Source organism: Mesorhizobium sp. WSM4821, assembly GCF_055901555.1.
Map to the genome: position 1 here is coordinate 5,464,942 of NZ_CM148371.1, position 26,153 is coordinate 5,491,094.

Annotated in this window: 26 protein-coding genes and 1 tRNA gene; 9 read left to right on the forward strand and 18 right to left on the reverse strand. The window is 62.3% G+C overall.

Annotation, left to right across the window (positions count from 1 at the left end; translation table 11 throughout):
* Positions 1 to 9: 9 nt before the first annotated feature.
* The 11 genes from AC0NID_RS26695 to rpoZ all read right to left on the reverse strand — a co-directional run bounded on the left by AC0NID_RS26695 (position 10) and on the right by rpoZ (position 9,693).
* Positions 10 to 528, reverse strand: coding sequence for a PaaI family thioesterase (locus AC0NID_RS26695; protein WP_473457364.1), 519 nt, complete (start codon positions 526 to 528; stop codon positions 10 to 12).
* Positions 525 to 1,301, reverse strand: coding sequence for a DNA repair protein RecO (recO, locus tag AC0NID_RS26700; protein ID WP_473457361.1), 777 nt, complete (start codon positions 1,299 to 1,301; stop codon positions 525 to 527). Before recO ends, AC0NID_RS26695 begins: the two co-directional genes overlap by 4 nt.
* 281 nt (positions 1,302 to 1,582) lie before the next feature.
* A complete protein-coding gene (locus AC0NID_RS26705; RefSeq protein ID WP_473457360.1) occupies positions 1,583 to 2,518 on the reverse strand; it encodes an aminoglycoside phosphotransferase family protein in 936 nt (311 codons plus the stop codon).
* A gap of 3 nt (positions 2,519 to 2,521) precedes the next feature.
* Positions 2,522 to 3,454, reverse strand: coding sequence for a GTPase Era (era, locus tag AC0NID_RS26710; protein ID WP_473457359.1), 933 nt, complete (start codon positions 3,452 to 3,454; stop codon positions 2,522 to 2,524).
* A gap of 69 nt (positions 3,455 to 3,523) precedes the next feature.
* Entirely contained in the window at positions 3,524 to 4,270 is a 747-nt protein-coding gene (gene rnc / locus AC0NID_RS26715; protein WP_473457357.1) for a ribonuclease III, read from the reverse strand.
* A 4-nt stretch (positions 4,271 to 4,274) separates the two neighbouring features.
* Positions 4,275 to 5,024 carry a signal peptidase I gene (lepB, locus tag AC0NID_RS26720; protein WP_473457355.1) on the reverse strand — a complete coding sequence of 250 codons (750 nt, stop codon included), beginning with the start codon at positions 5,022 to 5,024 and terminating at the stop codon, positions 4,275 to 4,277.
* Positions 5,025 to 5,101: 77 nt separating this feature from the next.
* Entirely contained in the window at positions 5,102 to 5,515 is a 414-nt protein-coding gene (gene acpS / locus AC0NID_RS26725; protein ID WP_473457354.1) for a holo-ACP synthase, read from the reverse strand.
* A 256-nt stretch (positions 5,516 to 5,771) separates the two neighbouring features.
* On the reverse strand, positions 5,772 to 6,152 hold the full coding sequence (locus tag AC0NID_RS26730) for a VOC family protein (protein WP_473457353.1): 381 nt from the start codon (positions 6,150 to 6,152) through the stop codon (positions 5,772 to 5,774).
* 98 nt (positions 6,153 to 6,250) lie between these two features.
* Positions 6,251 to 6,829, reverse strand: coding sequence for an orotate phosphoribosyltransferase (pyrE, locus tag AC0NID_RS26735; protein ID WP_473457352.1), 579 nt, complete (start codon positions 6,827 to 6,829; stop codon positions 6,251 to 6,253).
* Between the two features lie 122 nt (positions 6,830 to 6,951).
* Positions 6,952 to 9,180: a RelA/SpoT family protein gene (locus AC0NID_RS26740; RefSeq protein WP_473457351.1), complete on the reverse strand. Its 2,229-nt coding sequence runs from the start codon at positions 9,178 to 9,180 to the stop codon at positions 6,952 to 6,954.
* Between the two features lie 111 nt (positions 9,181 to 9,291).
* Positions 9,292 to 9,693 (reverse strand): DNA-directed RNA polymerase subunit omega, encoded by a 402-nt coding sequence (rpoZ, locus tag AC0NID_RS26745; RefSeq protein ID WP_126040481.1) that lies wholly within the window; start codon positions 9,691 to 9,693, stop codon positions 9,292 to 9,294.
* A gap of 302 nt (positions 9,694 to 9,995) precedes the next feature.
* Between rpoZ and AC0NID_RS26750 the strand changes: the two genes are divergently transcribed.
* The gene (locus AC0NID_RS26750) at positions 9,996 to 10,577 is read left to right on the forward strand and encodes a LabA-like NYN domain-containing protein (protein ID WP_473457349.1); all 582 of its coding nucleotides are present in this window, start codon (positions 9,996 to 9,998) and stop codon (positions 10,575 to 10,577) included.
* Entirely contained in the window at positions 10,574 to 11,251 is a 678-nt protein-coding gene (locus AC0NID_RS26755) for a uracil-DNA glycosylase (RefSeq protein WP_473457347.1), read from the forward strand. The genes AC0NID_RS26750 and AC0NID_RS26755 overlap by 4 nt, the downstream gene beginning before the upstream one ends.
* Here AC0NID_RS26755 and AC0NID_RS26760 read toward each other — a convergent pair.
* The 3 genes from AC0NID_RS26760 to dapA form a co-directional block, all read right to left on the reverse strand.
* A complete protein-coding gene (locus AC0NID_RS26760; RefSeq protein WP_473457346.1) occupies positions 11,220 to 11,960 on the reverse strand; it encodes a glycoside hydrolase family 25 protein in 741 nt (246 codons plus the stop codon). The genes AC0NID_RS26755 and AC0NID_RS26760 overlap by 32 nt on opposite strands.
* A gap of 104 nt (positions 11,961 to 12,064) precedes the next feature.
* Positions 12,065 to 12,544: an SsrA-binding protein SmpB gene (gene smpB / locus AC0NID_RS26765; RefSeq protein WP_006202221.1), complete on the reverse strand. Its 480-nt coding sequence runs from the start codon at positions 12,542 to 12,544 to the stop codon at positions 12,065 to 12,067.
* A gap of 151 nt (positions 12,545 to 12,695) precedes the next feature.
* Complete coding sequence (gene dapA / locus AC0NID_RS26770; RefSeq protein ID WP_473457343.1) at positions 12,696 to 13,577, reverse strand: 4-hydroxy-tetrahydrodipicolinate synthase; 882 nt, start codon at positions 13,575 to 13,577, stop codon at positions 12,696 to 12,698.
* Positions 13,578 to 13,819: 242 nt separating this feature from the next.
* Here dapA and AC0NID_RS26775 point away from each other — a divergent pair, with 242 nt between their 5' ends.
* Together AC0NID_RS26775 and AC0NID_RS26780 are read left to right on the forward strand one after the other, a co-directional pair.
* The gene (locus AC0NID_RS26775; protein WP_473457476.1) at positions 13,820 to 15,862 is read left to right on the forward strand and encodes a lytic transglycosylase domain-containing protein; all 2,043 of its coding nucleotides are present in this window, start codon (positions 13,820 to 13,822) and stop codon (positions 15,860 to 15,862) included.
* Positions 15,863 to 16,110: 248 nt separating this feature from the next.
* The gene (locus tag AC0NID_RS26780; RefSeq protein WP_473457342.1) at positions 16,111 to 16,992 is read left to right on the forward strand and encodes an alpha/beta fold hydrolase; all 882 of its coding nucleotides are present in this window, start codon (positions 16,111 to 16,113) and stop codon (positions 16,990 to 16,992) included.
* A gap of 61 nt (positions 16,993 to 17,053) precedes the next feature.
* Here AC0NID_RS26780 and AC0NID_RS26785 read toward each other — a convergent pair whose 3' ends face one another.
* Positions 17,054 to 18,121 carry a tyrosine-type recombinase/integrase gene (locus AC0NID_RS26785; protein ID WP_473457341.1) on the reverse strand — a complete coding sequence of 356 codons (1,068 nt, stop codon included), beginning with the start codon at positions 18,119 to 18,121 and terminating at the stop codon, positions 17,054 to 17,056.
* A gap of 240 nt (positions 18,122 to 18,361) precedes the next feature.
* Complete coding sequence (locus AC0NID_RS26790) at positions 18,362 to 19,501, reverse strand: porin (RefSeq protein WP_474033339.1); 1,140 nt, start codon at positions 19,499 to 19,501, stop codon at positions 18,362 to 18,364.
* Between the two features lie 458 nt (positions 19,502 to 19,959).
* On the opposite strand from AC0NID_RS26790, the gene AC0NID_RS26795 reads away from it, so the two are divergent.
* The 3 genes from AC0NID_RS26795 to AC0NID_RS26805 all read left to right on the forward strand — a co-directional run bounded on the left by AC0NID_RS26795 (position 19,960) and on the right by AC0NID_RS26805 (position 21,551).
* Positions 19,960 to 20,050: transfer RNA gene (locus AC0NID_RS26795), tRNA-Ser, on the forward strand.
* On the forward strand, positions 20,023 to 20,304 hold the full coding sequence (locus tag AC0NID_RS26800; protein WP_473522381.1) for a GIY-YIG nuclease family protein: 282 nt from the start codon (positions 20,023 to 20,025) through the stop codon (positions 20,302 to 20,304). Before AC0NID_RS26795 ends, AC0NID_RS26800 begins: the two co-directional genes overlap by 28 nt.
* Before the next feature lie 95 nt (positions 20,305 to 20,399).
* Positions 20,400 to 21,551 carry a porin gene (locus AC0NID_RS26805; RefSeq protein WP_474033340.1) on the forward strand — a complete coding sequence of 384 codons (1,152 nt, stop codon included), beginning with the start codon at positions 20,400 to 20,402 and terminating at the stop codon, positions 21,549 to 21,551.
* Between the two features lie 283 nt (positions 21,552 to 21,834).
* On the opposite strand, the gene AC0NID_RS26810 is transcribed toward AC0NID_RS26805, so the two are convergent.
* Complete coding sequence (locus AC0NID_RS26810) at positions 21,835 to 23,508, reverse strand: tetratricopeptide repeat-containing sulfotransferase family protein (RefSeq protein ID WP_473457332.1); 1,674 nt, start codon at positions 23,506 to 23,508, stop codon at positions 21,835 to 21,837.
* A 135-nt stretch (positions 23,509 to 23,643) separates the two neighbouring features.
* Between AC0NID_RS26810 and AC0NID_RS26815 the strand changes: the two genes are divergently transcribed.
* Complete coding sequence (locus tag AC0NID_RS26815) at positions 23,644 to 24,756, forward strand: pyridoxal phosphate-dependent aminotransferase (RefSeq protein ID WP_473457331.1); 1,113 nt, start codon at positions 23,644 to 23,646, stop codon at positions 24,754 to 24,756.
* A 31-nt stretch (positions 24,757 to 24,787) separates the two neighbouring features.
* Here the strand turns inward: AC0NID_RS26815 and AC0NID_RS26820 are convergent, their stop codons facing one another.
* Complete coding sequence (locus tag AC0NID_RS26820; protein WP_473457330.1) at positions 24,788 to 25,297, reverse strand: MarR family winged helix-turn-helix transcriptional regulator; 510 nt, start codon at positions 25,295 to 25,297, stop codon at positions 24,788 to 24,790.
* A 152-nt stretch (positions 25,298 to 25,449) separates the two neighbouring features.
* Between AC0NID_RS26820 and AC0NID_RS26825 the strand changes: the two genes are divergently transcribed.
* Positions 25,450 to 26,112 carry a TetR/AcrR family transcriptional regulator gene (locus tag AC0NID_RS26825; RefSeq protein WP_473457329.1) on the forward strand — a complete coding sequence of 221 codons (663 nt, stop codon included), beginning with the start codon at positions 25,450 to 25,452 and terminating at the stop codon, positions 26,110 to 26,112.
* Positions 26,113 to 26,153 lie beyond the last annotated feature (41 nt).

Genomic DNA, 26,153 nt, shown 5'->3' on the forward strand with positions numbered 1-26,153 from the left:
CCGGCTCATTCAACGCGCCGCCAGATTGGCAGCCGGAAAGATCGAGCATGTTTCGGTGCCGAAAGCCAGCAGCTTGCCATTGGCATCCTTCAGCGTCGCTTCCGAAACCGCCAGTGTGCGGCCCTTGTGCACGACCCTGCCCTCGCATACCACTTCACCGGTCTTCGGCGTGATCGGCCGCGTCAGGTTCACCTTGAACTCCGCCGTCGTATAGGCCTCGCCCCTCTCGAGCAGCGTCTGCACGGCGCATGCAAGGGCCGAATCCAAGAGTGTCGCGGCCCAGCCGCCATGCACCCCGCCCAGCGGGTTGAGATGGCGCTCGTTCGGCCTGCCGCGAAACACCGCGCGTCCTTCCGATACTTCCGCCAGGCCGAAACTGAGCTGGAAGGAAATCGGCGGCGCCGGGTATTTGTTGTCGATGATGCGCTGGAGCAATTCCAGGCCGGTATATTCGAGGATGTCGGCGTGCGGAATGGTGCCGAGGCCGAGCGGCGAGACCCGGCCGGGATAGAGTTCAACTTCGCTCATGTGATGATTTCTCCGGCGGCGGTGTCGGCGCCAATCTCCTTGCTCGCCGCACGGTGCTTGCGCAGCGCCGCGAGGAAGCCGGCGCGGGCGCCGGGCGGCTCGATGCCGCGCGGCTCATAGACATGGCGGGCAAAAAAGAACCCGGTCAGCCGGAAGGCGTCCTCGATCGCCGCCGGATCGGCGCGCAGGCCGGAGCCGCGCTGCAGGAAGGCGGGCAGCACCAGCATCTTGTCGCGCCATGGCGCGCCTGCCGCGCGCGACACGGCGCGCCCGGATTTCGGCGAGACATAGGCAAGGTCCTCCCTGGCGCCGGTAGCGGCACACTGGCTGAGATCGAGGCCGAAGCCGAGTTCGTCGAGAACCAAGAGCTCGAAGCGTGCCACCAGCTCGCCGGCAGCGTCCGCATCGTCGAGGTGGGCGAGCATCACGGCCAGCGTCTCGTAGAGGCCGCCATGGGCGTCGCGCTCGGGCAACAGGCGCAGATGTGCTGCCATGGTCTGCAGCCCGTAGATGGCGACGGCGCTGTCCATCAGCCGAGCGGCGTTCATCTCGATGGCCTCGGCCTGGAAGGTGCCCAGATGCTCGTCGAGCCGCGCCCGCCACAATAGGTCGACACGGTTGCCGGGCTGCAGAACGGGCTGCTGCTTGCGCGAGCGGCCGCCGCGCACAAGCCCGAGGTGGCGGCCATGCACACGCGTCATGACCTCAAGAATGGCGCTGGTTTCGCCATGCTTGCGGGTGCCGAGAATGATTCCCTCGTCGCGCCATTCCATGCACGGAGCTTGTCACCGGTTCGATGGCGAAATCAAGATTGGAGCCTTGGATGCCCGGGCTCCGAACTCGGATTAACCAAGTGCCTGTGGGCAGCCACGCCGACGAAATGGCGAAGCCTGAAACAAAAAACCGCCTCCTCGGCGGCGGTCGCTGGCGCAAATCAGCACCATGCCCAAATCAGTGGCATAACGGATGGCACAAAGCAAGAACAAACTTGCCCGCCTTCCGCTTTGGTGTCCCGTTCGAAGTCGCCCAACGCCGGAACTGACATTCGGCGTCATCATGCCGCGCGCTGGTGATCGGCAAGCACTTCATCGATCACGCGTCGCGATTTTTCAACTTCGACCGGATCGATGTCTATATGTCCGGCGAGCGTAATCAGCGCCTTCCACAGCGTCCATCCACGGCCTCGCGCCCACATTGCTTCATTGGCGGGAAGTCCGGCGCGGAACACCTCTCGGCTGTTCCCTTCGAACAGCGTCCACGCAATCGCCAGATCGCATGAGGGATCGCCGACGCCGGAAGTTCCGAAGTCGATCACGGCGCTCAACCGGCCTTGCCTGACCAACAGGTTTGCCCAACTGACGTCACCGTGGAACCAGACGGGCGCGCCATGCCATGTCGCGGCAAGCGCTGCCTCCCACACCGCGCTCGCGGCGCTGGTGTCGATCCTGCCGTCGAGGGCGGCAATTGCTTGCCGGGTTTCGCCGTCATAGACGCTCAGTGGTCCGCCGCGAAAAAAATTGTGCTGGCCCGGCGCCGGTCCGCCTGCGGGATCGATCCGTTGCAGGGCGACCAGGAACCGGGCCAGGCTGGCCGCGAACTGCGGCAGGCTGGCAATACGCCCCCGCGTCGCCGTCTCGCCCTCGATCCAGCGGTAGACGGACCAATGCCAAGGATAATTGCCGGCCGGGTTCCCCATTGCCAGGGGAACCGGGACAGGCAGCGGCAGCAGGGGTGCCAGCCTTGGCAGCCAGCGCTGTTCCTTTTCCACCTGCAAGGAATAGGCCGCTGCGCTCGGCAGCCGCACGAGCATGTCGTCTCCGAGACGAAAGGTCCTGTTGTCCCACCCGCCCGATGCAACCGGCCTGACGGCGAGATCCTTCCACCGCGGAAATTGCGTGGCGACCAACCGGCTCACGAGTGCTGTGTCGATAGTGACCTCTTGTTTGAATATGATCTTTTCCGAAAACCGGTTCCCACTTTTCGGGAACATGCTCTAATGCGGAAACTCCAGCCCCATCTCGCGGTAACGCTCGGGGTCGTCGCCCCAGTTCTCGCGCACCTTGACGAACAGGAACAGGTGCACCTTCTGTTCGAGGATGCCTGATATCTCCATGCGTGCCGCCTGACCGATGGCGCGGATCGTCTCGCCCTTGTGGCCGAGCACGATCTTCTTCTGGCTGTCGCGCTCGACATAGATGGTCTGGTCGATGCGCACGGAGCCGTCCTTCTTCTCCTCCCATTTCTCGGTCTCGATATGGGAGGAATAGGGCAGTTCCTGATGCAGCCTGAGATAGAGCTTTTCGCGGGTGATCTCGGCCGCCAGCTGACGCATCGGCAGGTCGGAAATCTGGTCTTCCGGATAATACCAGGGGCCGACAGGCAGGGTCTCGGCCAGATAGTCGAGCAGGTCCTTGCAGCCCGAGCCGGTCAGCGCCGAAACCATGAAGGTGCGCTTGAACGGCACCCTTTCATTCGCTGCCGCGGACAGGGCCAGAAGCGCCTCGGGTTTGACCCGGTCGACCTTGTTGAGGATCAGCACCATCGGCTGCCGGACATCCTTCAGCCGTTCGAGGATGGCGTCGGCGTCGCCTCGGATGCCGCGCTCGGCGTCGATCAGCAACAGCACGATGTCGGCGTCCTTGGCGCCGCCCCAGGCGGTCGTCACCATCGCCGTGTCCAGCCGTCGCTTCGGCCTGAAGATGCCGGGCGTGTCGACGAACACGATCTGCGCGTTCCGATGCGTGGCGATACCGCGCACGATGGCGCGCGTCGTCTGCACCTTGTGGGTGACGATCGACACCTTGGCGCCGACCAGTTGATTGACCAGCGTCGATTTTCCCGCATTGGGCGCGCCGATCAGCGCAACGAAGCCGGAGTGCGTGGCGGCAGCTTCCGTTGCCTGTGGGTCGTCTGCGGTGGCGGTCATGCCGCACTCCCTTCATAAGAGCGCCGCGCGTCCCTTTGGACGCGCAAAGGACGCTCCAAAAGCTTGAACCTATGCATCGAAAATCGCTTCCGATTTTTGCGCCGATGCGCTGAGCCAGACGCCTTCGCGCAGCAGCAGTGCGGTAGCGGCGGCCTGCTCGGCCTCGCGCTTGGAGCGCCCGTTGCCGATCGCCGGCGAATAGGCGCCAACCCTGACGCTGACGGTGAACAGGGGATCGTGGTCGGGCCCCTCGCGGCTGTCGATTGCGTAGACCGGCACGGCGCCTGCCGCCTGGTGTGCCCATTCCTGCAATTCGGTCTTGGCATCGCGGCGGGCAGCACCCGTGGCCTGCGAGCGCGGCCGCCAATATCTGTGGATGAAGGCGCTGGCCGCATCGAGACCGCCGTCGAGATAAAGCACGGCGATCAGCGATTCCAGCGCATCGGCGCGCAGGTTGACCCGCTTGCGTCCGTCGAGGCCGCGCACGTCCGAGCCGGCGCGGATCAGCTCCGGCAGGCCGATCTCATCGGCGATCTCCGCCAGCGCCTCGGCATTGACCAACGCGTTGAGCCTGAGCGAAAGCTCACCTTCGGCAGCGTCCGGAAACGCCGCCAGCAGCATGTCGGCGACGACCAGGCCGAGGACGCGGTCGCCGAGGAATTCGAAACGCTCATAGTCGACGCCGGCGTGGCTGCTGCGGGCGCTGGCATGGGTCAGCGCGCGGAGCAGGCGCTGGCGATCGGCAAAGGCGTGGCCGGTACGCTCCATGAGCGCTTCGGCGAGCGCGTCGGCGGTCAGCCGTTTTGTCGCCGCCATGATCCTAGTTAACGAAATGGAACAGGCGCGACGCGCGCATCAGCGACGGCCATTTCCAGATTTCGAGCGGGCTGGCGCTGCCACCGATCGAGAAGAAAATGAGGTTGGCGCGACCGACCAGGTTTTCGTCGGGCACGAAACCGACGGTGAAGCGGCTGTCCGAGGAATTGTCTCTATTGTCGCCCATCATGAAATAGTGGCCGGGCGGCACGTCGAATTCGCGAGTGTCGTCACCGATCGAGTTGGGTATCAGGTCGAGCGTGTCGTAGCTGACGCCGTTCGGCAACGTCTCGCGATAGACGTCGACCGGCCCGCTCTCCTCGGTAATGTCGCGATTGTCGATCTGCCCGACCTTCTGGCGTTGCACGCCGACGCCATTGATGAAGAGCTGGCCGTCTCTGACCTGGATCTTGTCGCCCGGCAGGCCGATGACGCGCTTGATGTAGTCGACGGAGGGGTCCGGCGGGAACTTGAACACCGCCACGTCGCCGCGCTTCGGCTCGGCGCTCCAGATGCGGCCCGAGAAGATGTCCGGCCCGAACGGCAGCGAATAGCGGGAGAAGCCATAGGACCATTTGGTGACGAAGAGATAGTCGCCTTCGAGCAAGGTCGGCCGCATCGACCCGGACGGGATCGAGAATGGCTGAAAAAGGAGCGTGCGGATGACCAGAGCGAGCAAAAGCGCCTGGACGATGACGCTGACGGTTTCGCCAAGCCCGCCGGATTTCTTCTGGGATTTTTCAGCCACGCTCATGTCGTCCTCGATTATGCGTTGGTTGGTATAGAGTCTCGGCGCGCGCTGGGCAACGTCATGCCGGTCGTCAGATGCAATCAATATGGCGCTTCTTCGACGGGCAACGCCTCGATGATCACAAAGGCTTGAGCAAGCGGAAAGTCGTCTGTGATGGTGAGGTGGATTGCCGCCCTGTGCCCTTCGGGCAGGATTTTGTCCAGCGCCGCCGCCGCCCCGCCAGTCAGCGCCATGGTCGGCTTGCCGCTTGCCAGATTGACGACGCCCATGTCGCGCCAGAAAACACCCTGCGCCATACCGGTGCCCAGCGCCTTGGCGCAGGCCTCCTTGGCGGCGAAGCGCTTGGCATAGGAGGCGGCGCGGGCGGCGCGGTTTTCGGAACGAGCCTGTTCGACCTCGGTGTAGATGCGCTGGATGAAGCGCTGGCCATGGCGCTCCAGCGATTTCTCGATGCGTCTGATGTCGATCAGGTCGCTGCCGATACCGATGATCATTCGGCGGGAACTTCCCATCCGACCGTTCCAGGCTTGCGGCGTCGAAAAAGCACTCTGTTCCCGTCCTGACATCCAAGATGCCGCTCCGACCATCCCAGGCCGGGCGCGACAAGCCATACCTTGCGCTTCGCAGCCGCGGAAAGGCAACAATGAGTTGATATAGCGGTGCGCCGGCCGCAGAACAACCGGAGCTGCGCGTGGCGCCTGCGCGCAGTCGCCTAGCGGGACCGGTGCCTCAGCGGCAACCGCGAGCTATCTACCGACCATAGTCGCTGACCTCGACGAGATTGCCGTCCGGATCGCGGAAATAGACCGAGATCATCGGCCCACGGGCGCCGATCCGCTCGACCGGGCCGACCTCTATCGCCACGCCATTAGCCGCGAGGCGGTCGCATATCTCGGAGAGCGGGCAGCCGGCGACCAGGCAGAAATCCGCCGAGCCCGGGGCAGGCGCTTTAGCCTTCGGCTCGAAAGTGTGGCCGGCCTCATGGACGTTGATCTTCTGCGTTCCGAAAAGCAGCGCCGTCGGCAGGTTCGGTGCGTCGACGCGCTCGAAGCCAAGCACGCGCCGATAAAAGGCGCAGGTGTCATCGACGGAGCGAACCGTCAACACGAAATGATCGATGCCGGTGATCACGGCAGCGCCTCCGTTACTTTTGTTTTATGCATGTCGTTGTCCCAAACCGCTGCGCACCCTCGGTTCAAGCCCATGGGCATGCTCTTGGGCGACATTCATCAGATGTTGCGGCTGCCGGGCTTGATCGCCGGTATGGCGGCGAGCTCAGGCGGCAGCCTGTCGGCCGGGTAGGCCGGAACCTCGTATTCGGCGAGCGCGATCAGCGGCACGCCGACGTCGGTCTTGCCGGCGGAGCGATCGATGATGCAGGCAGCGGCAACGACCTCGGCGCCAAGCGCGCGCAGGCAGTCGACGGTCTCGCGGATCGACAGTCCGGTGGTGACGATGTCCTCGACGATGACGACGCGCGAGCCCTTGGCGATCTCGAAGCGGCGGAGCCTGAATTCGCCTCCTTCCCGCTCGACCCAGATCGCTGGAGCGCCAAGATGGCGCGACGTCTCGTAGGCCGGGATCAGCCCGCCGATCGCCGGACCGACGACATAGTCGATCCTGCCGGGCACGGCGGCGCGGATCTTTTCGGCCAGCGCCTTGCACAGGCGCTCGGTCTTGTCGGCATGCATGAAGACCCGCGCCTTCTGCAGGAAGACCGGGCTTCGCAAGCCGGAGGTGAGGATGAAATGCCCTTCGAGAACGGCACCGGCTTCGCGGAAAATGCCCAGCACTTCGTCAGTGTTCATTGTTCGCTCCATGGCCATGGTGAATGGTGAATGGTAGCGAGTAGCGAGTAGCGAGTAGTGAGAGCACCTTCTTTCACTATTCACTATTCACTATTCACTATTCACTATTCACTATTCACTATTCACCCATTCACGCGCCGTGCATCGCTGACGCTCGAATTGTCCTTGAGCTGCGACAGCAGCCGGTTCAGGTGCTTCAGATCCCAGACTTCGAGATCGATCAGCATTTCGGTGAAATCCGGCGCGGTGCGCACCATCGACAACGTATGGATGTTGGCGTCGTTGGATGCAACGACCTGGGCGATGTCGGCCAGCGAGCCCGGCGCGTTGATGGCCGTGACCGAGACCCGCGCCGGAAACCGCTCCTTGGTGCGCTCGTCTATGTCCCAGCGCACGTCGATCCAGCGTTCGGGCTGGTCGTCGAAGGCCTGCAGCGCCGGCGACTGGATCGGATAGATGGTGATGCCGGTTCCTGGCTGCATGATGCCGACGATGCGGTCGCCGGGAACGGCACCTTCCGGCGCGAAGCGCACCGGCAGGTCGCCGCGAACGCCGCGAATCGGCACGGCGCCGTCCTTCGGCTGGTCCTTGTCCTTGCGTGCGGCGCGGCCGGGAATCTGGAACAGCATGCCGGCGGCGTTGCGGATTTTCGACCAGCCCTCCTCGCGCTGCTTGGGCGCGGCCAGCGTGACGCGCTCGTCCTTGTAGTCGGGAAATACCGCCTTCATGACATCGGCGGAGGCTAGTTCGCCGCGGCCGACCGAAGCCAGCACATCCTCGACGTCCTTGCGCGCCAGCCGGTGCAGCACCGACTTCAGGCTTTCCTTGGTAAAGGTCTTGCCGGAGCGCTCGAAAGCGCGTTCCAGTATGCGTATGCCGAGACCCGAATATTGCTTGCGGATGGCATTCTTGGTGGCGCGGCGGATCGCCGAGCGCGCCTTGCCGGTGACGACGACCGATTCCCAGGCCGCCGGCGGCACCTGCGCCTTGGAGCGGATGATCTCGACCTCGTCGCCATTCTTCAGCTCGGTCATCAGCGGCATGATGCGGCCGTTGACCTTGGCGCCGACACAGGTGTCGCCGACATCGGTGTGCACGGCGTAGGCGAAGTCGATCGGCGTAGCGCCGCGCGGCAGCGCGATCAGCATGCCCTTGGGCGTGAAGCAGAACACCTGGTCCTGGAACAGTTCCAGTTTGGTGTTTTCAAGGAAGTCCTCCGGATTGTCGCCTTCGGCAAGCTGCTCGATGGTGCGCCGCAGCCAGGCATAGGCGTTGGTCTCCTTCGAGATCGCATGCGCGGTGCCGTTCACCTTGCCGCCGGCGTCCTTGTAGATCGAATGCGCGGCAACGCCATATTCGGCGATCTTGTTCATCTGGTAGGTGCGTATCTGCAACTCGACGCGCTGGCGCGACGGCCCGACGATGGTGGTGTGGATCGAACGGTAGTCGTTCTGCTTCGGCGTGGAGATGTAGTCCTTGAAGCGGCCGGGCACCATCGACCATGTGGTGTGGATGGCGCCGAGTGCCCGGTAGCAATCCTCGACGGTGTCGACGACGACGCGAAAGCCGAAAATGTCGGACAACTGCTCGAAAGACAGCGCCTTGGCCTCCATCTTGCGGAACACCGACCACGGCTTCTTCTGACGGCTCTTGACCTCGGCCTTGATCGCATATTTGTCGAACAGCGTGGACAGCGCCTTCTCGATCTCGGACAGCACGCCCTTGTTGCGCTCGAAGATCTCGGCGAGCCGCGCGGTGACGGCGCGGTGGGCTTCCGGATTGATGAAGCGGAAGGCGATCTCCTCGAGTTCCTCGCGCATGCCCTGCATGCCCATGCGCCCGGCCAGCGGCGCATAGATATCCATCGTCTCCTCGGCGATGCGCAGGCGCTTGGCTTCGGGCACATGGTCGAGGGTGCGCATGTTGTGCAGGCGGTCGGCAAGCTTGACCAAAAGCACGCGAACGTCTTCCGAGATCGCCAGCAAGAGCTTGCGCAGGTTTTCCGCCTGCTCGGCCTTCTTGGAGACGAGGTCGAGTTTCTTCAGCTTGGTCAGGCCCTCGACCAGCTTGCCCATTTCCGGACCGAACAGCTCGTCGATCTCGGCCCTGGTCGCCGTGGTGTCCTCGATCGTGTCGTGCAGCAGCGCAACCGCGATGGTCGCTTCGTCCATGTGCATTTCGGTGAGGATGGCGGCGACTTCGAGCGGATGCGAGAAATAGGGATCGCCGGAGGCGCGCTTCTGGTGACCATGCTTCTGCATGGCGTAGACATAGGCCTTGTTGAGCAGCGCCTCGTTGACGTCAGGCTTGTAGCGCTGGACGCGCTCGACAAGCTCATACTGACGCATCATGGGCGGGATCTCGCAAAGCTGAAATGAATCATGCGCCGCACTGGCGTGCGGCGCATGTCATAGATAGCCACGAAACCGCCGACGCGAAAGTGTCGGCAGTCGTCGCAAAGATCAATAATCGTCGCTTTTCTCGGGCGGCACCAGGCCTTCGATGCCGGCCAGCAGGTCTTCTTCGGTCATGCGGTCGAAGGCGATGTTGTCCTCTGCGTCGTCGGCGTCGGTCGCCGCGACGGCGGTACCAGTCTGGTCGGCGATCGCCTCGCCGTCGGCCTCCGGCTCGTCGACCTCGACATGCTTCTGCAGCGAGTGGATCAGGTCTTCCTTGAGGTCGTCGGGCGACAATGTCTCCTCAGCGATCTCGCGCAGCGCGATGACCGGGTTCTTGTCGTTGTCACGAGGAACGGTGATCTGCGCGCCCTGGCTGATCTGACGGGCGCGGTGGCCGGCCAGAAGCACCAGCTCGAAGCGGTTGTCGACCTTGTCGATGCAATCTTCAACGGTTACGCGGGCCATGAGTTTGCCCCTTTCATGCCTGGATTTGACGGAAAACAGGCGCGGTCCATAACCCGAACGCCGTCAAAATACAAGCTTCATGGCAATCCCGGGCCGGGATCGGGAGAATACCGCGCCAATGCCGGATCGGCACGCGCGCTGCCAGCGACGATCACAATTGCTTGCAGTGCAGCATCACACCCTTGGATTGCCGTAAAACTGGCGTTATCTCGAATGATAAGAGGCCAGCAGCATTATTACGAGGCTGGCCGTTAGTCCCTGCGCATTTAGACGACCCCATATTTCAAAAAAGGATATTTTCCATGTTCGACCCGCGGGAAAAAATCGCCCTTTTCATCGACGGCGCCAATCTCTACGCCACGTCGCGCGCGCTCGGCTTCGACATCGACTACCGCAAACTCTTGGCAAGCTTCCAGAAGCGCGGCTACCTGCTGCGTGCTTACTACTACACGGCGCTGGTCGAGGATCAGGAATACTCCTCGATCCGGCCGCTGATCGACTGGCTCGACTATAACGGCTTCAAGGTGGTGACAAAGCCGGCCAAGGAATTCACCGATTCGACCGGGCGCCGCAAGATCAAGGGCAATATGGACATCGAGTTGACCGTCGATGCGCTGGAAATCGCCGATGTCGTCGACCATTATGTCATCTTTTCCGGCGACGGCGATTTCCGCACGCTGGTCGAAGCGCTGCAGCGGCGCGGGCGCAAGGTCTCGATCGTCTCCACCATGGCCTCGCAGCCGCCGATGATCTCCGACGACCTGCGCCGCCAGGCCGATCATTTCATCGACCTGATGACCCTGAAGAGCGAGGTCGGCCGCGATCCCTCCGAGCGGCCGGTGCGCCGGCCCGAACCGGCCGAAGTCGACGAGGACGACTATTGACGGCGGCGGTCTTGACCGCGCCCTTGGCCGCCTCCCCCGAGCCCGATCGCGACTGCCCGCTCTGCCCGCGGCTGCACGACTTTATCGCTGAGTGGCGGCAGCGCGAACCATCCTGGTTCAACGCGCCGGTGCCAACCTTCCTGCCACCAGAGGGCGAGGATGCCGTCAAGCTGCTGATCGTTGGGCTGGCGCCGGGCCTGCGCGGCGCCAACCGCACCGGGCGCCCCTTCACCGGCGACTATGCCGGCGACCTTCTCTACAACACGCTGATCGCACACGGCTTTGCGCGCGGCCAGTTCAAGGCCAGGGCCGACGACGGGCTGGAGCTTGTCGGCACGGCGATCACCAATGCGGTGCGCTGCGTGCCGCCGGAGAACAAGCCGGTCGGCGCAGAGATTGCCACCTGCCGGACGTTCCTGGTACCGACGATCGCGCGGTTCAAAAACCTGCGCGCCGTGCTGGCACTGGGCTCGATCGCGCACCAGTCGACCGTGCGGGCGCTGGGTGGGCGTGTTGCCGCCTATCCCTTCCGGCACGGCGGACAGCTACAAGCCAATGGCGTCACGCTGTTCTCCAGCTATCACTGCTCGCGCTACAACACCAACACCGGCGTGCTGACGGAAGCGATGTTCGTCAATGTCTTCAGCGAGATGGCTGCGTTTCTGGAGAGATAGATTCGGGCGGCGCAAGCAGTTCGGCCAGCGTTTCGTGCCCACCCTGAAGAACGTTCAGATCGACATCGCCGCTGATGCCGTCGACTCGGCCTTTGTCGTGATACTGCCAATAGATCCAGTCGTCATGCCTTGGCTGCAGCGCCAGCGAACGAACCCAGCGCGGGCGGCCGGCGATCTGGCCGGCATAGACCCGCGCGGCCGCGTCGGTCACATAAAGGATCGCCGTCTTGCCGAAGGCTGCCTCGACAGGGCCGAGAAAAGCCGAGAGTTCGACACTCAATTCTTCGGGCGATGGCCGCCGCGGACAATTGCCGACGAACTCGATATCCACCACCGGCGGCAGCAGCGGGAGATCGCGTGGCACGACCGAGATGAAATTCTTCGCCTGATCGGCGCCGGGCCTGCAGAAGGTGAAGAAATGATAGGCACCGACCGCAAGACCGGCCGCACGTGCCTCGCGCAGATTGGCGGCGAAGGCATCGTCGACATGATCGCCCCCTTCGGTCGCCTTGATGACGGCGAAGGCGACATCGTCGGCAGCAACACGCCGCCAGTCGATCTGCCGCTGGTGATGGGAAACGTCGATGCCTCTGACCGGATATTTGCCGCGGTCCGGAGAAAACGTTTGGAAGTAGAAATAGACGCCGGCCGCGACGAGGCACGCCAGGATCAGGCTGGCCGCACCCCAAAGGACGATCCGGTTCTTCAAAAGAGTGCCTATTCCCTGTTGAACCGCCCTGCCTTATGGCTCCGGGCATTCGAAACTCGAAAAGCCAATGGTCGGCTTTTTCGCCTGCTACCGCCGGATGTTTTTCAGCCACGCTCCTTCAGCAGCCGGCCCTTCTCGCGCGACCAGTCGCGCTGCTTTTCGGTTTCGCGCTTGTCGTGCAGTTTCTTGCCGCGGCCGACGGCAAGCAGCAGCTTGGCGCGGCCCTGGTCGTTGAAATAGATTTTTAGCGGCACCAGCGTCATGCCTTCGCGGTCGACGCTCTGCGACAGCTTCGCCATCTCGCGCTTGTTGAGCAGGAGTTTGCGGCGCCGGCGCGGCTCGTGATTGAAGCGGTTGGCCTGCAGATATTCCGGCAGATAGGAGTTGATAAGCCAGATCTCACCGCCCTCGACCGAGGCATAGCTGTCCTGGATGTTGGCCTGGCCCTGGCGCAGCGACTTCACCTCGGTGCCGGTCAGCACCAGGCCGGCCTCGATCGTGTCGAGCACCTCATAGGAAAACCGCGCCTTGCGGTTTTCCGCAACGGTCTTGTTGTTGGGATCGGCTTTTCTGACTTGATTCATGACGTCCAGAGTTCGTTTCGAAACTCGCTCCCGCGAGTCAGATGATGGTGGCACCGAGAACCGGAGCGGAGCGTACATATAGTACGTGAGCACCGGAAGCGCAGGTGGCGCCTTCAGATGGCCGCAGGAGTAGAGTTTCCAAACGGGCTCGCTAATTGATCAAGCCGGCGTGCTTCATGGCCGCATCGATCTTCTCGGCGGTCGACGGTTCGACCGTCACCAGCGGCGAACGCAACACGTTCTCGACCTTGCCGAGCTTCGACAGCGCATATTTCGCGCCGGATACGCCGGGTTCCAGGAAGATAGCCTTGTGCAGCGGCAGCAGGCGATCCTGCAAGTCCAGCGCCTTGGCGTTGTCGCCGGAAAGCGTCGCCTCCTGGAATTCGGCGCATAGTCGCGGCGCGACATTCGACGTCACCGAGATACAGCCGACGCCGCCATGGGCGTTGAAGCCGAGCGCCGAGGCGTCCTCGCCCGAAAGCTGGATGAAATCCTTGCCGCAGGTGGCGCGCTGCTCGGAAACCCGCTCGACCTTGCCGGTAGCATCCTTGACGCCGACGATGTTCTTGAAATCGTGCGCCAGCCGGCCCATCGTCTCGGGCGTCATGTCGACCACCGAGCGCGGCGGAATGTTGTAGATGATGATCGGCAGGCTCGTCGCCTTGGCGACAGCGGCGAAATGCGCATAGAGGCCACGCTGCGTCGGCCTGTTGTAGTACGGCGTGACGACAAGGGCGGCGTCGGCGCCCGCCTTCTCGGCATACTGGACCAGGCCGACCGCCTCTTCGGTGTTGTTGGAGCCGGCGCCGGCGACGACCGGAACCCGGCCCTTGGCCACCTCGATGCAGACCTTGACGACTTGGCGGTGCTCGTCGTGCGACAGCGTCGGCGACTCGCCGGTGGTGCCGACCGGAACCACGCCCGTCGTGCCTTCGGCGATCTGCCAGGCGATGAACGCGCGAAAGGCTTTCTCGTCGAAACGCCCGCTCTGTTCGAACGGTGTCACGAGCGCGGTAAGCGAGCCTCTCAGCATGTCGTCCAACTCCTTGGGACTTCTCTGGTTCTTGGGTATCTGTCGTGCGCGCCTTCTAGCCGAAAGCGAAGCCGCGCACCATAGTCTCGACATTGTTGCGCGACAAGCATGGCGGTAGTGCCAGCAAGCGCAATTCGAACGACCTTGATAGTCCTCTGTTTACGGGCTCTTCACCACGGCTAACTAGGCTTCAGTTGGTCTGTGCCTGTTGCTAATGTGTAAGACAGGAAATAATGAAGACGATGCCGACCAGGCAGCCTCAATTATTCGCGCTGCTTGGCGCAATCTTCCTGCTGACGGCGAGCATTGTGGCCGCCGGCACTATCGATGCGCAGGTCACGTCGGCCATCCCGATGCCAAGCCTGAAAGACGATGGCCGGCAGGATCCAGTTGGCACTCCATCCGCCAGCGTCGCCAGGCTGAAGAGCGGCCTCGACGCGCTGGCGGCAAACGACATTGCCGGTGCGCGTCAAGTGCGCGAGGTCCTGCCGGCCAATTCGCTCGACCAGCACATCCTCGCCTGGGCGATCGCGCTTTATGGCGGCGACAAGGTGCCGAGCGGCGACATTGCCGATGCTGCGAAAATGCTGCCGAACTGGCCGGGCATGATCGCCTTGCGCAAGAACAGCGAGCGCGCGCTCTACCGCGAGAACCCCGCGCCCGAGATCGTGGTGCAGGCATTCGGCGGCAGCCAGCCACAGACAGTCGAGGGCGTGGTGATCCTCGCCCGCTCCTATGTGTCGCAGGAAAACGTCAAGGCGGCGCGCTCGGTGCTGTCGCCTTTCTGGCGCACCGAAAAGCTGGAAGCCAAGGACGAAGCGGCGATCATCCAGGAATTCGGCAAGCTGATCCCAACCGCCGACCACCGTTTGCGCATGGAGCGCATGTTCTACGCCGATCGGGTCAATTCTGCGTTGCGCGTCGCCGGCCTCGCCGGCGCCCAGCAACTGGCCGACGCCTGGGCGGCGGTATCCAAAGGCGACAAGAGGGCTGCCAAACTGCTGAAGGCGGTGCCGGCAGCGCAGCGTTCGGCCGGTTATCTCTTCGCGCAAGCCGAATATCTGCGCAAGCAGAAGAAGTTCTCCGACGCTGCCGCAGTGATGATGACGGCGCCGAGCGACCGCGGCGCGCTGGTCGATCCGGACGCGTGGTGGGCCGAGCGCCGGGTGCTGTCGCGCGAACTGGTCGATCAGGGCGACATGAAAACCGCCTACATAATCGTCGCATCGCACGCCGCCGAAAGTGCCGCCAACGCGGCGGATGCGGAGTTCCATGCCGGCTGGTACGCGCTGCGCGGCCTCAACGACCCGAACACCGCCGCCAGGCATTTCGCACGGATCGCCGATCTCGCCCAGGGGCCGATGTCGCTGTCGCGCGCCTATTACTGGCTCGGCCGAGCGGCCGAAGCCGGCGGTCCCGGCATTGCGAAGGATCATTTCACCCGCGCCGCCGGTTACGGCACTGCCTTCTACGGCCAACTCGCCGGCGAGCGCGTCGGCCGGCAGACCCTCAACATCGCCTATCCCTTGCCTGATACCGCCGATCGCCGGAATTTCGCCAATCGCGAAGCGGTCAGCGCCATCAAGCGGCTGCAGGAGGCGGGCTACGGGCGCTATGCCGACACGCTCTACCGCGACCTCGCCGGACAGTTGACCAGTCCGGGAGAGCTGGCGCTGCTCGCCGCGATGGCGGAAAAGCAGGGCAATCATTTCCTGGCGCTGAAAGTCGGCAAGATCGCCGGCGCGCGCGGCATCGATGTCGGCGCGCTGTCGCATCCGCTCGGCGTCATTCCCGACACCGCCGACATTTCCGGCTCGGGCAAGGCGCTGGCCTATGCGATCGCCCGTCAGGAAAGCGAGTTCAACATCGGCGCCGTCTCTAGCGCCGGCGCCCGCGGGCTGCTGCAGCTGATGCCGGGGACCGCCAGGCAGTTGGCGAGGAAGGCCGGAATGACTTTCTCGCAAGCGCGGCTGACCACAGACGCCGGCTACAATGCGACGCTGGGCGCCGCCTTCCTCGGCGAGCAGCTCGGCCGCTTCAACGGCTCCTATGTGCTGACCTTCGCCGGCTATAATGCCGGCCCCAACCGCGCCGCCCAGTGGGTGGCTAGATATGGCGACCCGCGCGGCAAGGACATCGACGCGGTCATCGACTGGATCGAGCGGATTCCCTACACGGAAACAAGAAGTTACGTCCAGCGCGTGATGGAGAATTACGAAGTCTACAAGATGCGTATTTCCGGCAAATACGACATTGTGGGAGATTTGGTGAACGGACGGGGGTGACGGGAGGGGCATTGAGCCGGACAGCCACAGGCTGGCGATCCTTCGCGCCCCCCTCTGTCCTGCCGGACATCTCCCCCACGAGGGGGGAGATTGGCTGTTTCGCCGACGGCGCTTCTTCTGCGGCGTTGGAGGTTAGCGAAAACGGAGATGCAGCTAATCTCCCCCCCTCGTGGGTCCCTCGTGGGGGAGATGTCCAGCAGGACAGAGGGGGGCGCTGTCCCGCCGGCATCTCAGAAGGTTAGAGCCAAATGTCGAACGATTTTTCCGATTTCTTCTACGCCTCACCGGACGGCCTGCAACTTCATGCTCGCATCTACGGCGAAGCAAACTCCGGCCATTGGCCGGTCGTCTGCCTGCCCGGCCTGACTCGCAATGCCCAAGATTTTCACGAGCTGGCGCTTTATCTGTCGAGGCGGGCGGCGAGAAAAATTGTCGTCTTCGACTATCGCGGGCGCGGGCAGTCCGCCTACGATCCCGATATCAGCCACTACAATGTCGGCATCGAAGCCGGCGATATCCTCGCCGGGCTGGCGGCGCTGGGGATCGAGCACGCGGCGTTCATCGGCACGTCGCGCGGCGGGCTGATCATCCATGTGCTCGGCGCGATGCGGCCGACCATCCTACGGGCTATCGTGCTCAACGACATCGGCCCGGTGGTCGAGGCCGGCGGCCTTGCCCATATCCGCTCCTATCTCGAGCGCGCGCCGATGCCGAAAACCCATGCCGAGGCGCTCAGTGCCCAGCGCGGCACGCATGGCAGCGACTTCCCTGCGCTCGCCGAGGCGGATTGGGAGCGGATGGTGGCGGCCCTCTATCGCGAAACGGATGAAGGGCTGGTGCCGGATTTCGACCCGAAGCTGGTCGGCACGCTGGCTGGCCTCGACCTCACCCAGCCACTGCCAGACCTGTGGCCGCAGTTCGAGGCGCTGGCGGCCATCCCGATGCTCGCCATACGCGGCGCCAACTCGAAGCTGCTGTCGGCCGAAACGCTCGAACGGATGCGAAAGCGTCATCCCCATGTTGAGACGATAACGGTCGAGGGCCAGGGCCATGCCCCATTTCTCGAGACCGGCGGCCTGCCCGGCGCCATTGCCGCTTTTCTGGATCAGGCAGAACTCAAGTTCAAATAAAGTAAATCCCAAGACCTGATCGGTCTTGGGGTGGTTACAGCAGTATAGAAATGGCCTGAGATTACTTGGCTTTCGAGCTCTTCCTCGGCGCCTTTGCGGCTGCAGGCTCCGCCTTATGCCCGCTCGGCGATGCGGAAGGCGTCGTCAATGGGGACGAAAACACAGAGCTTTCGGCACCCCCAGCCGCTCCGCCGCGAGGCGTTTCCAGCACAGTGACGCAGCCATCGAGGTCATTGGTGGCAAGGTGCGCGTAACGCATGGTCATGGAAAGCGTCTGGTGGCCAAGCCACATCTGCACACGCCTGATGTCGATGCCGCCCTGGACAAGACGCGAAGCGCAGGTGTGGCGCAGGATATGCGGCACCACCTGATCGTCGGCGCCAAGGCCGATTTCGGCTTTCGCGTCGTTCCAGATGGCGCGGAACTGCGCCTGGCTGAGCTTGGTGAACGGCCCCTTGGGCCGACGGCCCTCGGTGGGCGGCAGCTTGATCACCTCTTTTACCCGCTCGGTCATCGGAATGGTGCGGCTGCGGCCGGATTTGGTGATCCAGAAACTGACGCGATGCTCCTGGATATCGTTCCAGATCAAGCCAAGCGCCTCGCCGAGACGGCATCCGGTGTCGACGAGAAAGATGGAGAGCCGGTAAGCATCCTCGCTGCGGCTCTTGATGGCGGCAAACAGCCTGGCCTCTTCGTCCCTCTCAAGGAATCGAATCCGCCCCGCCCGCTCCTTCTGGCGGCGGAACTCGGGCAGGCTATGGATATCTCCCATCTTGTGAGCCTTGCGCAGCAGTTTGCTGAGGGCAGCCATCTTCCGGTTGATGGTTGCGTTGCTGTTGCCGCGCTGGCGCAAGGTGCCGATAAGGTTGTCCAAGGTGCTTTGGTCGAAGGCGCTGAAACGCTCCCCGAGGAGAATCTCGTCTATCTCGCCGATGAAGGAGCTGACATTGTATTTATGCCGCCCGTCATCCCAAAGTATGTCCCGGTATGCTGAAAAAAGCTCTCCAACCCTGTACGACTTTACTTCTCTTACCTTGTTGTAACTGTATTTTATCTTGGAAACTTGAGAAGAAAAAACCGAAAAATGATCAGAGGGTTCATCCTCTTGAATCGCTTCGTTCGTCATCATTCGCCACACCCCCGAGTGGATGGATCAGACCTATCCGCTTGGAAGCGCCCTTTCAAGAGTTTTTGATCACGCAGTTGTGATTTCATCCGCCATCAACGGATCCCACGAAATCTTCCCACGGACCTTATTCAGCTACCGTTACCCCCTGTTCCTTCTGTTTGACCCTGTTCCAGTCACGAAACAAAACAGCCCGGGCATTGATGCGCCCGGGCTGAATTTCACTTGTATTAAGTCCAACCCTTAGAACGAGCGCTGGAAGCGGAGCATGCCGCCGAAGCTGTCCTCGTCGTCGGCATTGGTCCAGTTGTCGAAGCCGGGCTCGCCGAACTCGCCTGCGTGCACGTAGTCGACTTCGGCCGTGATCGTCAGACCTGGGACGACGTCGTAAGCAATGTTGGCAGCGATGCCGAGGTTTTCGCCTTCGTCATACGAGATCTGGGTGTTGAACGAGGTCTTCTCGTTGATGGTGTAGGTGCCACCGCCCCAGACCGCCCAGTTGCCGCTCCACAGCTTGTACATGCCGCGGCCGCCAGCAGACTTTGCCCAGGTGACGTCCGTCAAGTTGTCGTCCGTGCCGTAGCCGGCCATGATGAACAGCGACAGGTTCTCCATCGGGGTGATGTCAAGGCGAACCTTGCCGGACACTTCTTCATAGTTGCTGTCGTAAGCAATGACGCCGGTGATCGCGCCCCAGCCCTGCGTCCACTTCAAGCCGCCGACGACATGCGGAACGTAGCTGTCGATCGTGAAGAGATCGCCATAACCTTCTTCGAGCGAGATGACGGCCGAGAAGCCGTTGCCGGCGTCGAAGTAGTACTGGACGACGTTGGTGTCGAAGCCACCGTAGGGAACCAGCGTATCCTGGATGACGTTGCCGGCGTAGCCGATGAACGTATCGAAGGCCGATTCGTCCTTACCGACGCGCAGGCCGCCGAGCTGGATCCAGGCGAAGTTCAGCGAGGCGCCGCTGTTGGCGGCATCGTTGTAGTATTGGTAATCATTGGCGTTGTTGAAGTTGAACCGGGTCTCGGTGTAGGTCTTCAACGTACCGAGCTCGGTTTCCTGGCCGGTCCATGTCCTAAACGTAAAGCGGGCACGCTTGCGGTAGGTGTTCTGCAAGTCGCCGTCCTCGGCGTCGCCGTTCTCCGCACCGGTGAACGCACCGACGTCGCCGACGCCGATGTCGTAACGGACATAGCCGCCGATGCGCAGGCAGGTTTCGGTGCCGGGGATGTAGAAGTAGCCAGCGCCGTAGACGTCGCAGATGCGGACGTATTCAGCGGGCTCCGGCTCGGCAACGACGACGGCGTCGGCGGCGCGCGCACCGGAAACTGCGACCAGCGCCGCAGCTGAGCCGAGAAGAAGGCTCTTGATGTTCATTTTCTGACCTCCAGTCAAAAGTTAAAAAACGGGTCTGGGTATTCTTTGCTGAAGGACAGCGTTCCCTGCCCCATCCCCACTACCGAAAAAGATGCGCACCGCGCCGCTCCTTCGAATTCGACATTACCCATGAGGCGGCGGCGTTCAACCACCATCGTACCGGCAAAAGGTCTGTGCGGGTGCTATCCCCAAGTGTTGTTGCACAAATGACACGATTTGGCCTCACTCGGAAAGCTCCCATTAACCATCGGGCCGTTGGAAACCCCTGGGCGAGCCCTTGCAAACCGGCCGATTCCGGCGATTGCGCGCGATCATGCCCCGAGTCGGCCGGCTAAGGGGATTGCCGCAGTTCCGTCGCATGGCGAAAAAGCGGCGCTTCGGAGGAAATCGGTTTTTTCAATGATAATGGCGCGGGCTTGTTGCTTGTGGCCGCGCTTTTCTTTATCCACCGGCGAAACGGAGAGGTGGCCGAGTGGTCGAAGGCGCTCCCCTGCTAAGGGAGTAGAGGTCAAAAGCTTCTCGTGGGTTCGAATCCCATCCTCTCCGCCACCCTACGCCCTATGTGGTACGTCTATTTCCTGCAACTCCGTAACGGCGATCTCTATGTCGGATCGACCAACGACCTTCGGCGCCGTTTCGAATCGCATCGATCAGGCTTTGTGACTTCGACCAAGGCTTATCTGCCTGTCACTTTGAAGTCCTACATTGCGGTTGAAACCGAGGCCAATGCACGGCAACTCGAGCGCTATTTCAAGACCGGCTCGGGCAAGGCCTTCGCGGGCAAGCGTTTTTGGCCCCACTGATGGCACCAAGATTATCTGTTTGAAATAAAAGAGAAACAGCGCAACGAGCTGCTTTTCGTCGACCTCCGCCTTCGATTCTGACTGGAGGTCAGAAAATGAACATCAAGAGCCTTCTTCTCGGCTCAGCTGCGGCGCTGGTCGCAGTTTCCGGTGCGCGCGCCGCCGACGCCGTCGTCGTCGCCGAGCCGGAACCCGCTGAATACGTCCGCATCTGCGACGTCTACGGCGCTGGCTACTTCTACATTCCCGGCACCGAAACCTGCCTGCGCATCGGCGGCTACATCCGTTACGACATCGGCGTCGGCGACGTCGGCTCGTTCGACGGTGCGAGGGCCTTCGACCGCGAGGACGGGGACGAGCAGGACACCTTCTACAAGCAGGCTCGCTTCACGTTTAAGACCTGGACCGGCCAGGAAACCGAGCTCGGCACCTTGAAGACCTACACCGAGACCCGCTTCAACTTCGGCAACCGAAACAATTACGGCTACATAAACGACGACGGCGACCTCAACGTCGCCGAAAACAAGGGTATTTCGCTGAACTTCGCCTGGATCCAGCTTGGCGGCCTGCGCGTCGGTAAGGACGAATCGGCCTTCGATACGTTCATCGGCTACGCCGGCAACGTCATCCAGGATACGCTGGTTCCCTACGGTGGCTTCGACACCAACGTCGTCCAGTACTACTTCGACGCCGGCAACGGCTTCTCGGCCGTGGTCTCGCTCGAAGAAGGCTATGGCCCCTTCACGATCGACAGCTATGTTCCGCATGTCGTCGGCGGCGTGAAGTGGACGCAGGGCTGGGGCGCGATCACCGGCGTCATCGCCTATGACAGCGCCTACGAAGAGGTGGCCGGCAAGGTTCGCCTTGACATCACCCCGATGGAGAACCTGTCGCTGTTCATCATGGCCGGCTACGGCACGGACGACAACTACACGGACGACACCTGGGCATTGCCCGCAGGCGGCCGCGGCATGTACAAGCTCTGGGAAGGCAACTGGGCGGTCTGGGGTGGTGGCACCTACACCATCAACGAGAAGACCTCGTTCAACACCCAGATCTCCTATGACGAAGGCGAAAACCTCGGCGTCGCTGCCAACATCGCCTACGACATCGTTCCGGGCCTGACGATCACGGCCGAAGTCGACTACGTGCACGTCGGAGAGTTCGACCCTCTCGAACCCAACTGGACCAATGCCGACGACGAAGACAGCTTCGGCGGCCTCCTTCGCTTCCAGCGCTCGTTCTAACAGGCTTTGCCTGACTGAACTCAAACCCGGCGGGCAACCGCCGGGTTTTTTGTGTCACGACGGCACGGCTATCAAGTTGCGTGGATGCATGGGTGCGGCCGACACCGGCCACGGTCATTTTCTGCTGGATCGGCCCGCGCCGCCAATCGCCGACGTCTGCGATTGGCCGCCTACCCACCATGCCTTCGTCATCCCAGGGCGGAGCGAACGCGAAGCGGAGTGCAGACCCTGGGATGACGAAGGGAGGGCTGCGGTCCACGCAATGTGGACCGCAGACCTCAAGTCAAATCTCTGCGAGGTCGCCCAGCGATTGTATCAGCGGCTGAATTTCGTTTTCATAATTCTTCCAGCGCTTGACGGACGATTTGTAAATCGGCTGACGAACCTGCCAGCGGCTGGGCGTATTGACCGAACCGTCCCTGTCGAAAAAGCGCAGACAGGCATCATCCCAAGGCAGCCCGAGATACTCTATGAGGCGGCGCGACTGCGCTTCCTGGTCCTCAACCAGCGTTTCGTAGCGATTTTCGAAGATAAGGCCCGGAAAAACCTCGTTCCAATGCCGCATCAGGCGGTCATATTCGCGATAATACAGGCCTAGTGTTTTCAGGTCGGTGTTGTAGCTGTGTCCCTCGCTGAAGTTGAGGACAAAGCAAGAGACGCAATTGTCGATGGCGTCACGACGGCAATGAATGATGCGCGCGTTGGGAAAGAGAAGGCCGATAAGACCAATCATTTCAAAATTGTGTGGCATCTTGTCCACGACGCGAAGTGCAGCAGGCGCCCGCTCCCGTAAATAGGACAGATGCTCTTCGGCCAGGGTTCTGGACAGGTCTTCCGTGATCGACATGATTGGCCGGTTCAAATCTCCAGCCGATGAGGTTTTGAGGCCGATCGCATTCGCGACCCGCCTTAGTTTGGCAAGCTCCCCTGCCCCATGAACATCGGGATGGCTGGCGCAGATCTGTTCCGTGAGCGTCGTTCCCGAGCGGGGCATGCCAACCACGAACACAGGCACTTCAGAAGGATTTCCATAGCCGGCCCTGGCAGCAAAAAAGTCCGGCGTGAAGGTTTCAATCAGCGAGTCAATCCAGCGACGATGCAAGTCGATATCGAACTTGTAGCCGGAAGCCTGTTTCGCCTTGTTGAAATGGTCGAATGCATCCTCATAACGTCTGAGGTCGTTCAGCACCTTGCCGGCAGCGTGATGGAGCTTGTGAGCACCGTCCGCATCAAGCTTGGGATTGCCGAGTTCACGAAGGATGGATTGGAGCTCCTCGGGCTCTTCGGTGAACTTTTTCGTCTGCACGAGGTCGTTGTAGGCAGTCGGTATTTCGGTGCGACGTTCGATTGCTTCCTTCAGATAGACGGCGGCTTCATCCATGCGCCCCAGGCTGCTGAGCGCGCTGGCCAGTCCGGTCCGCACCTTGGGATGATCGCGCTTGATTTTCAGTGCCTTCTCGTAAAGCGGCAATGCCATGTCGGGTTTGTCAAACTGGGTGTAAGCGCGCCCCAATGCACAAAGTGCTTCGACAAGGCCGGGCTGCAGTTCCAAGGCGTACTGCATATGCTTGATTGCTGGCGTATATTCGCTGACCTTCATATAGGCCTCGCCCAGACTGAGGTGGTAGTAGGGATTTTCAGGCTCCTCGCCGACCGCCCGTGCGAAATATCGCAAAGCCGCTTCGTCGTCATAGCCCAGGCCGACGGTCCCCAGGATGTAAAGGGCGAGGGGATGGTTCGGCGTGCGCGCCAGAACCCGAAGGCATAGGTCCTGTGCCTCGTCGAGTCGCTTTGCCTGCTGAAGCATATACGCCTGTTTCAGCAGCGCGTCGTCGGCCTGCGCACGCGACTGAGCGTTTCCTTGATTCACCATCGGCTTCAGCATCGGCGCCTTCGCTTTCGGCGCGGGGGCGGGTTTGAGGTGCTTGGACCAGGCAGGTGGGAGTCGATTGTTCATGGTCTCTCGCTAGCAAAAAGAGCCGAAGGAATCCAGCACGCTGGTTGCAGCCAGGGCGGGAGCTTGCGCGGCCAACTGTGCCGCGCTAGCAAGAAGGCCCTTTTCGAACGAGCCCCTTTTCGAACGAGCATTGCCATGCGCCAGCGCCCTCCCCTCACGCCGATCATCGCTGCGCTTCCCTCGACGGTGCCATTTGTCGGCCCGGAGGCGCAGGAGCGTGATCGCGGCCGCGCGTTTCGCGCCCGCATCGGCGCCAATGAGAGCAGTTTCGGGCCCTCGCCGCGCGTCATCGCCCGCATGGCCGGCGTCGCCCGCGACATGTGGATGTATTGCGACCCCGACAATCACGATTTGAAGGTGGCTGTCGCCGCGCATCTGGGCGTGAGCGCCGAAAACGTGGTGGTCGGCGAAGGCATAGACGGGCTGCTCAGCCTGGTGGCGCGCATGTATGTGGCGCCGGGTGACGCGGTGGTCACCTCGCTCGGCGCCTATCCGACCTTCAATTTCCATATTGCAGGCGTCGGTGGCCGGCTGGTCGCGGTTCCTTACGAGAACGACCGGGAAAGCCTGGACGGCCTGTTGGCTGCGGTCGTCAAGGAAAACGCGCCGCTGGTCTATCTGTCCAACCCGGACAATCCAATGGGAAGCTGGTGGGAGGTGGCCGAGCTCATTCGCTTCGCCGAAGCCTTGCCGGAAACCACCATGCTGGTGCTCGACGAGGCCTATGGCGAGTTGGGACCGGCCTCGGCGCTACCGCCGATCGATATCTCGCGGCCGAATGTCATCCGCATGCGCACCTTTTCGAAGGCCTACGGACTGGCCGGCATACGCTGCGGCTACGCGGTGGCTGAGGCCCAGGTGATCCGCGATTTCGAGAAAATCCGCAACCATTACGGCGTCAGCCGCATGGCGCAGATCGCCGGCGTCGAGGCGCTGGCCGATCAGGACTATCTCCAAAGCGTGGTGACTCGGGTCGCGGCCGGCCGCCGGCGCATCGCTGAGATAGCCGAGGCCAATGGGCTGAAGCCGCTGCCCTCGGCAACAAATTTCGTCACCATAGACTGCGGCGGTGGCGGCGCCTTCGCGCTGAAGGTGCTGCAGGCGCTTTTGGCGCGGGATGTGTTCATCCGCAAGCCGATGGTGCCGGTGCTCGACCGCTGCATAAGGGTCAGCGTCGGCCTCGACCACGAGCTCGACATCCTTGCCGAGGAGCTGCCTAGCGCGCTGGCGGCGGCACGGGGGAACTGAGGGGCGCAAAGTCGTCGTTTCGGCCCTGCCGCTATTTCCCGCCGTCGCCGAGCAGGCACGTGACCCGCTTCAATGCGTCCGAAAGCTCGGTGGCATCGTTGTCGGCCAGGCCGGCAGTCAGCCGGGTGAGATCGCGATCCACCGCCGCCTGCAGCGTGGCCAGCTCCGAGTTGCCCCGAGCGGTCAGCGACAGGATGCATCTACGCCGGTCGTGCGGGTCGGCGCGCAGTTCGGTCAGGCCCATGGCTGCGAATTTTCTGAGGATCCGCGTGAGATAGGCGGGGTCCAGCCGGAGATCATCGGCAATCCTGGACGCCGTCAATCCGAGGTCGAGATGGAACGCCCGCGCAAGAAATCCTGCCTCCCCGCTCTGGTTGGCAGCGATGGCGGCGGCACGGTGACCCAGCTCGAACAGCACCCGCGCCTCGGTCAAAGTATAGGCGCTCTGCATCAAGGTCTCGTCGAGCAGCCCGATCAAACTGGTGTAAAACCTGTTGAAGTGGCGGATTTCGGTGACCACGGCATTCCGCTCGTCCGGCATGTTAGGCTCCTGCCAGGAGATTTCTACGCCGCAGGATCATCGCTATATTATTTGACCTAGTCAACTATTTAGAAGACGTGACCATTTTCCCATAAGGCTCAGCCTTGAATTAATTGAACGTTCGTTTTATTATGCGTCGGGATGAGGTAACCATGGCGCGCACGACCGGTTCCGACGGAGAAAAAACCGAGGCAGCGGTCCGTGAGGCGGCGGTCAACCTGATCGCCCGTCTCGGCTATGAGGCGATGTCGATGCGCCAGCTGGCCGCCGAGGTCGGGGTCCAGGCCGCGGCGCTCTACCGCTATTTTCCGACCAAGGAAGACCTCCTGTTCACGCTGATGCGCGAGCACATGGAAGGGCTGATCGAGGCGTGGGAGGCGGCGCGCCCCGCTGTGGCCGATCCGGCGGCGCGGCTTGCCGCCTATGTCGAAAACCACATCGCCTTTCACATCGAGCGCCGCCATTCCACCCATGTTTCGAACATGGAACTGCGCAGCCTGTCGCACGACCGGCTGACGCAGATTCTGCGTATGCGCACGGCCTATGAGAAGGAGCTGCGCGCCATCCTGCGCGACGGTTCGGAAGCCGGAGCCTTCACTGTCGACGATACCGGCCTCACCGCCATGGCGCTCATCCAGATGATGACCGGCGTCATCGTTTGGTTCCGACCAGGCGAGCGGCTATCGATCTCTGAAGTAACCGCCACATATCTTTCAATGACAATGCGCCTCGTTGGGGCAAAGGCCCATGGCGCGACAATGAGCTACGGCGCCGCGCATCCCTTGGGACGCTCAAAGGACGCTGTAGCACTTTGATTTGCGCATGATCCTCAGCGGACCGAGGGTCGGCGCAGTAA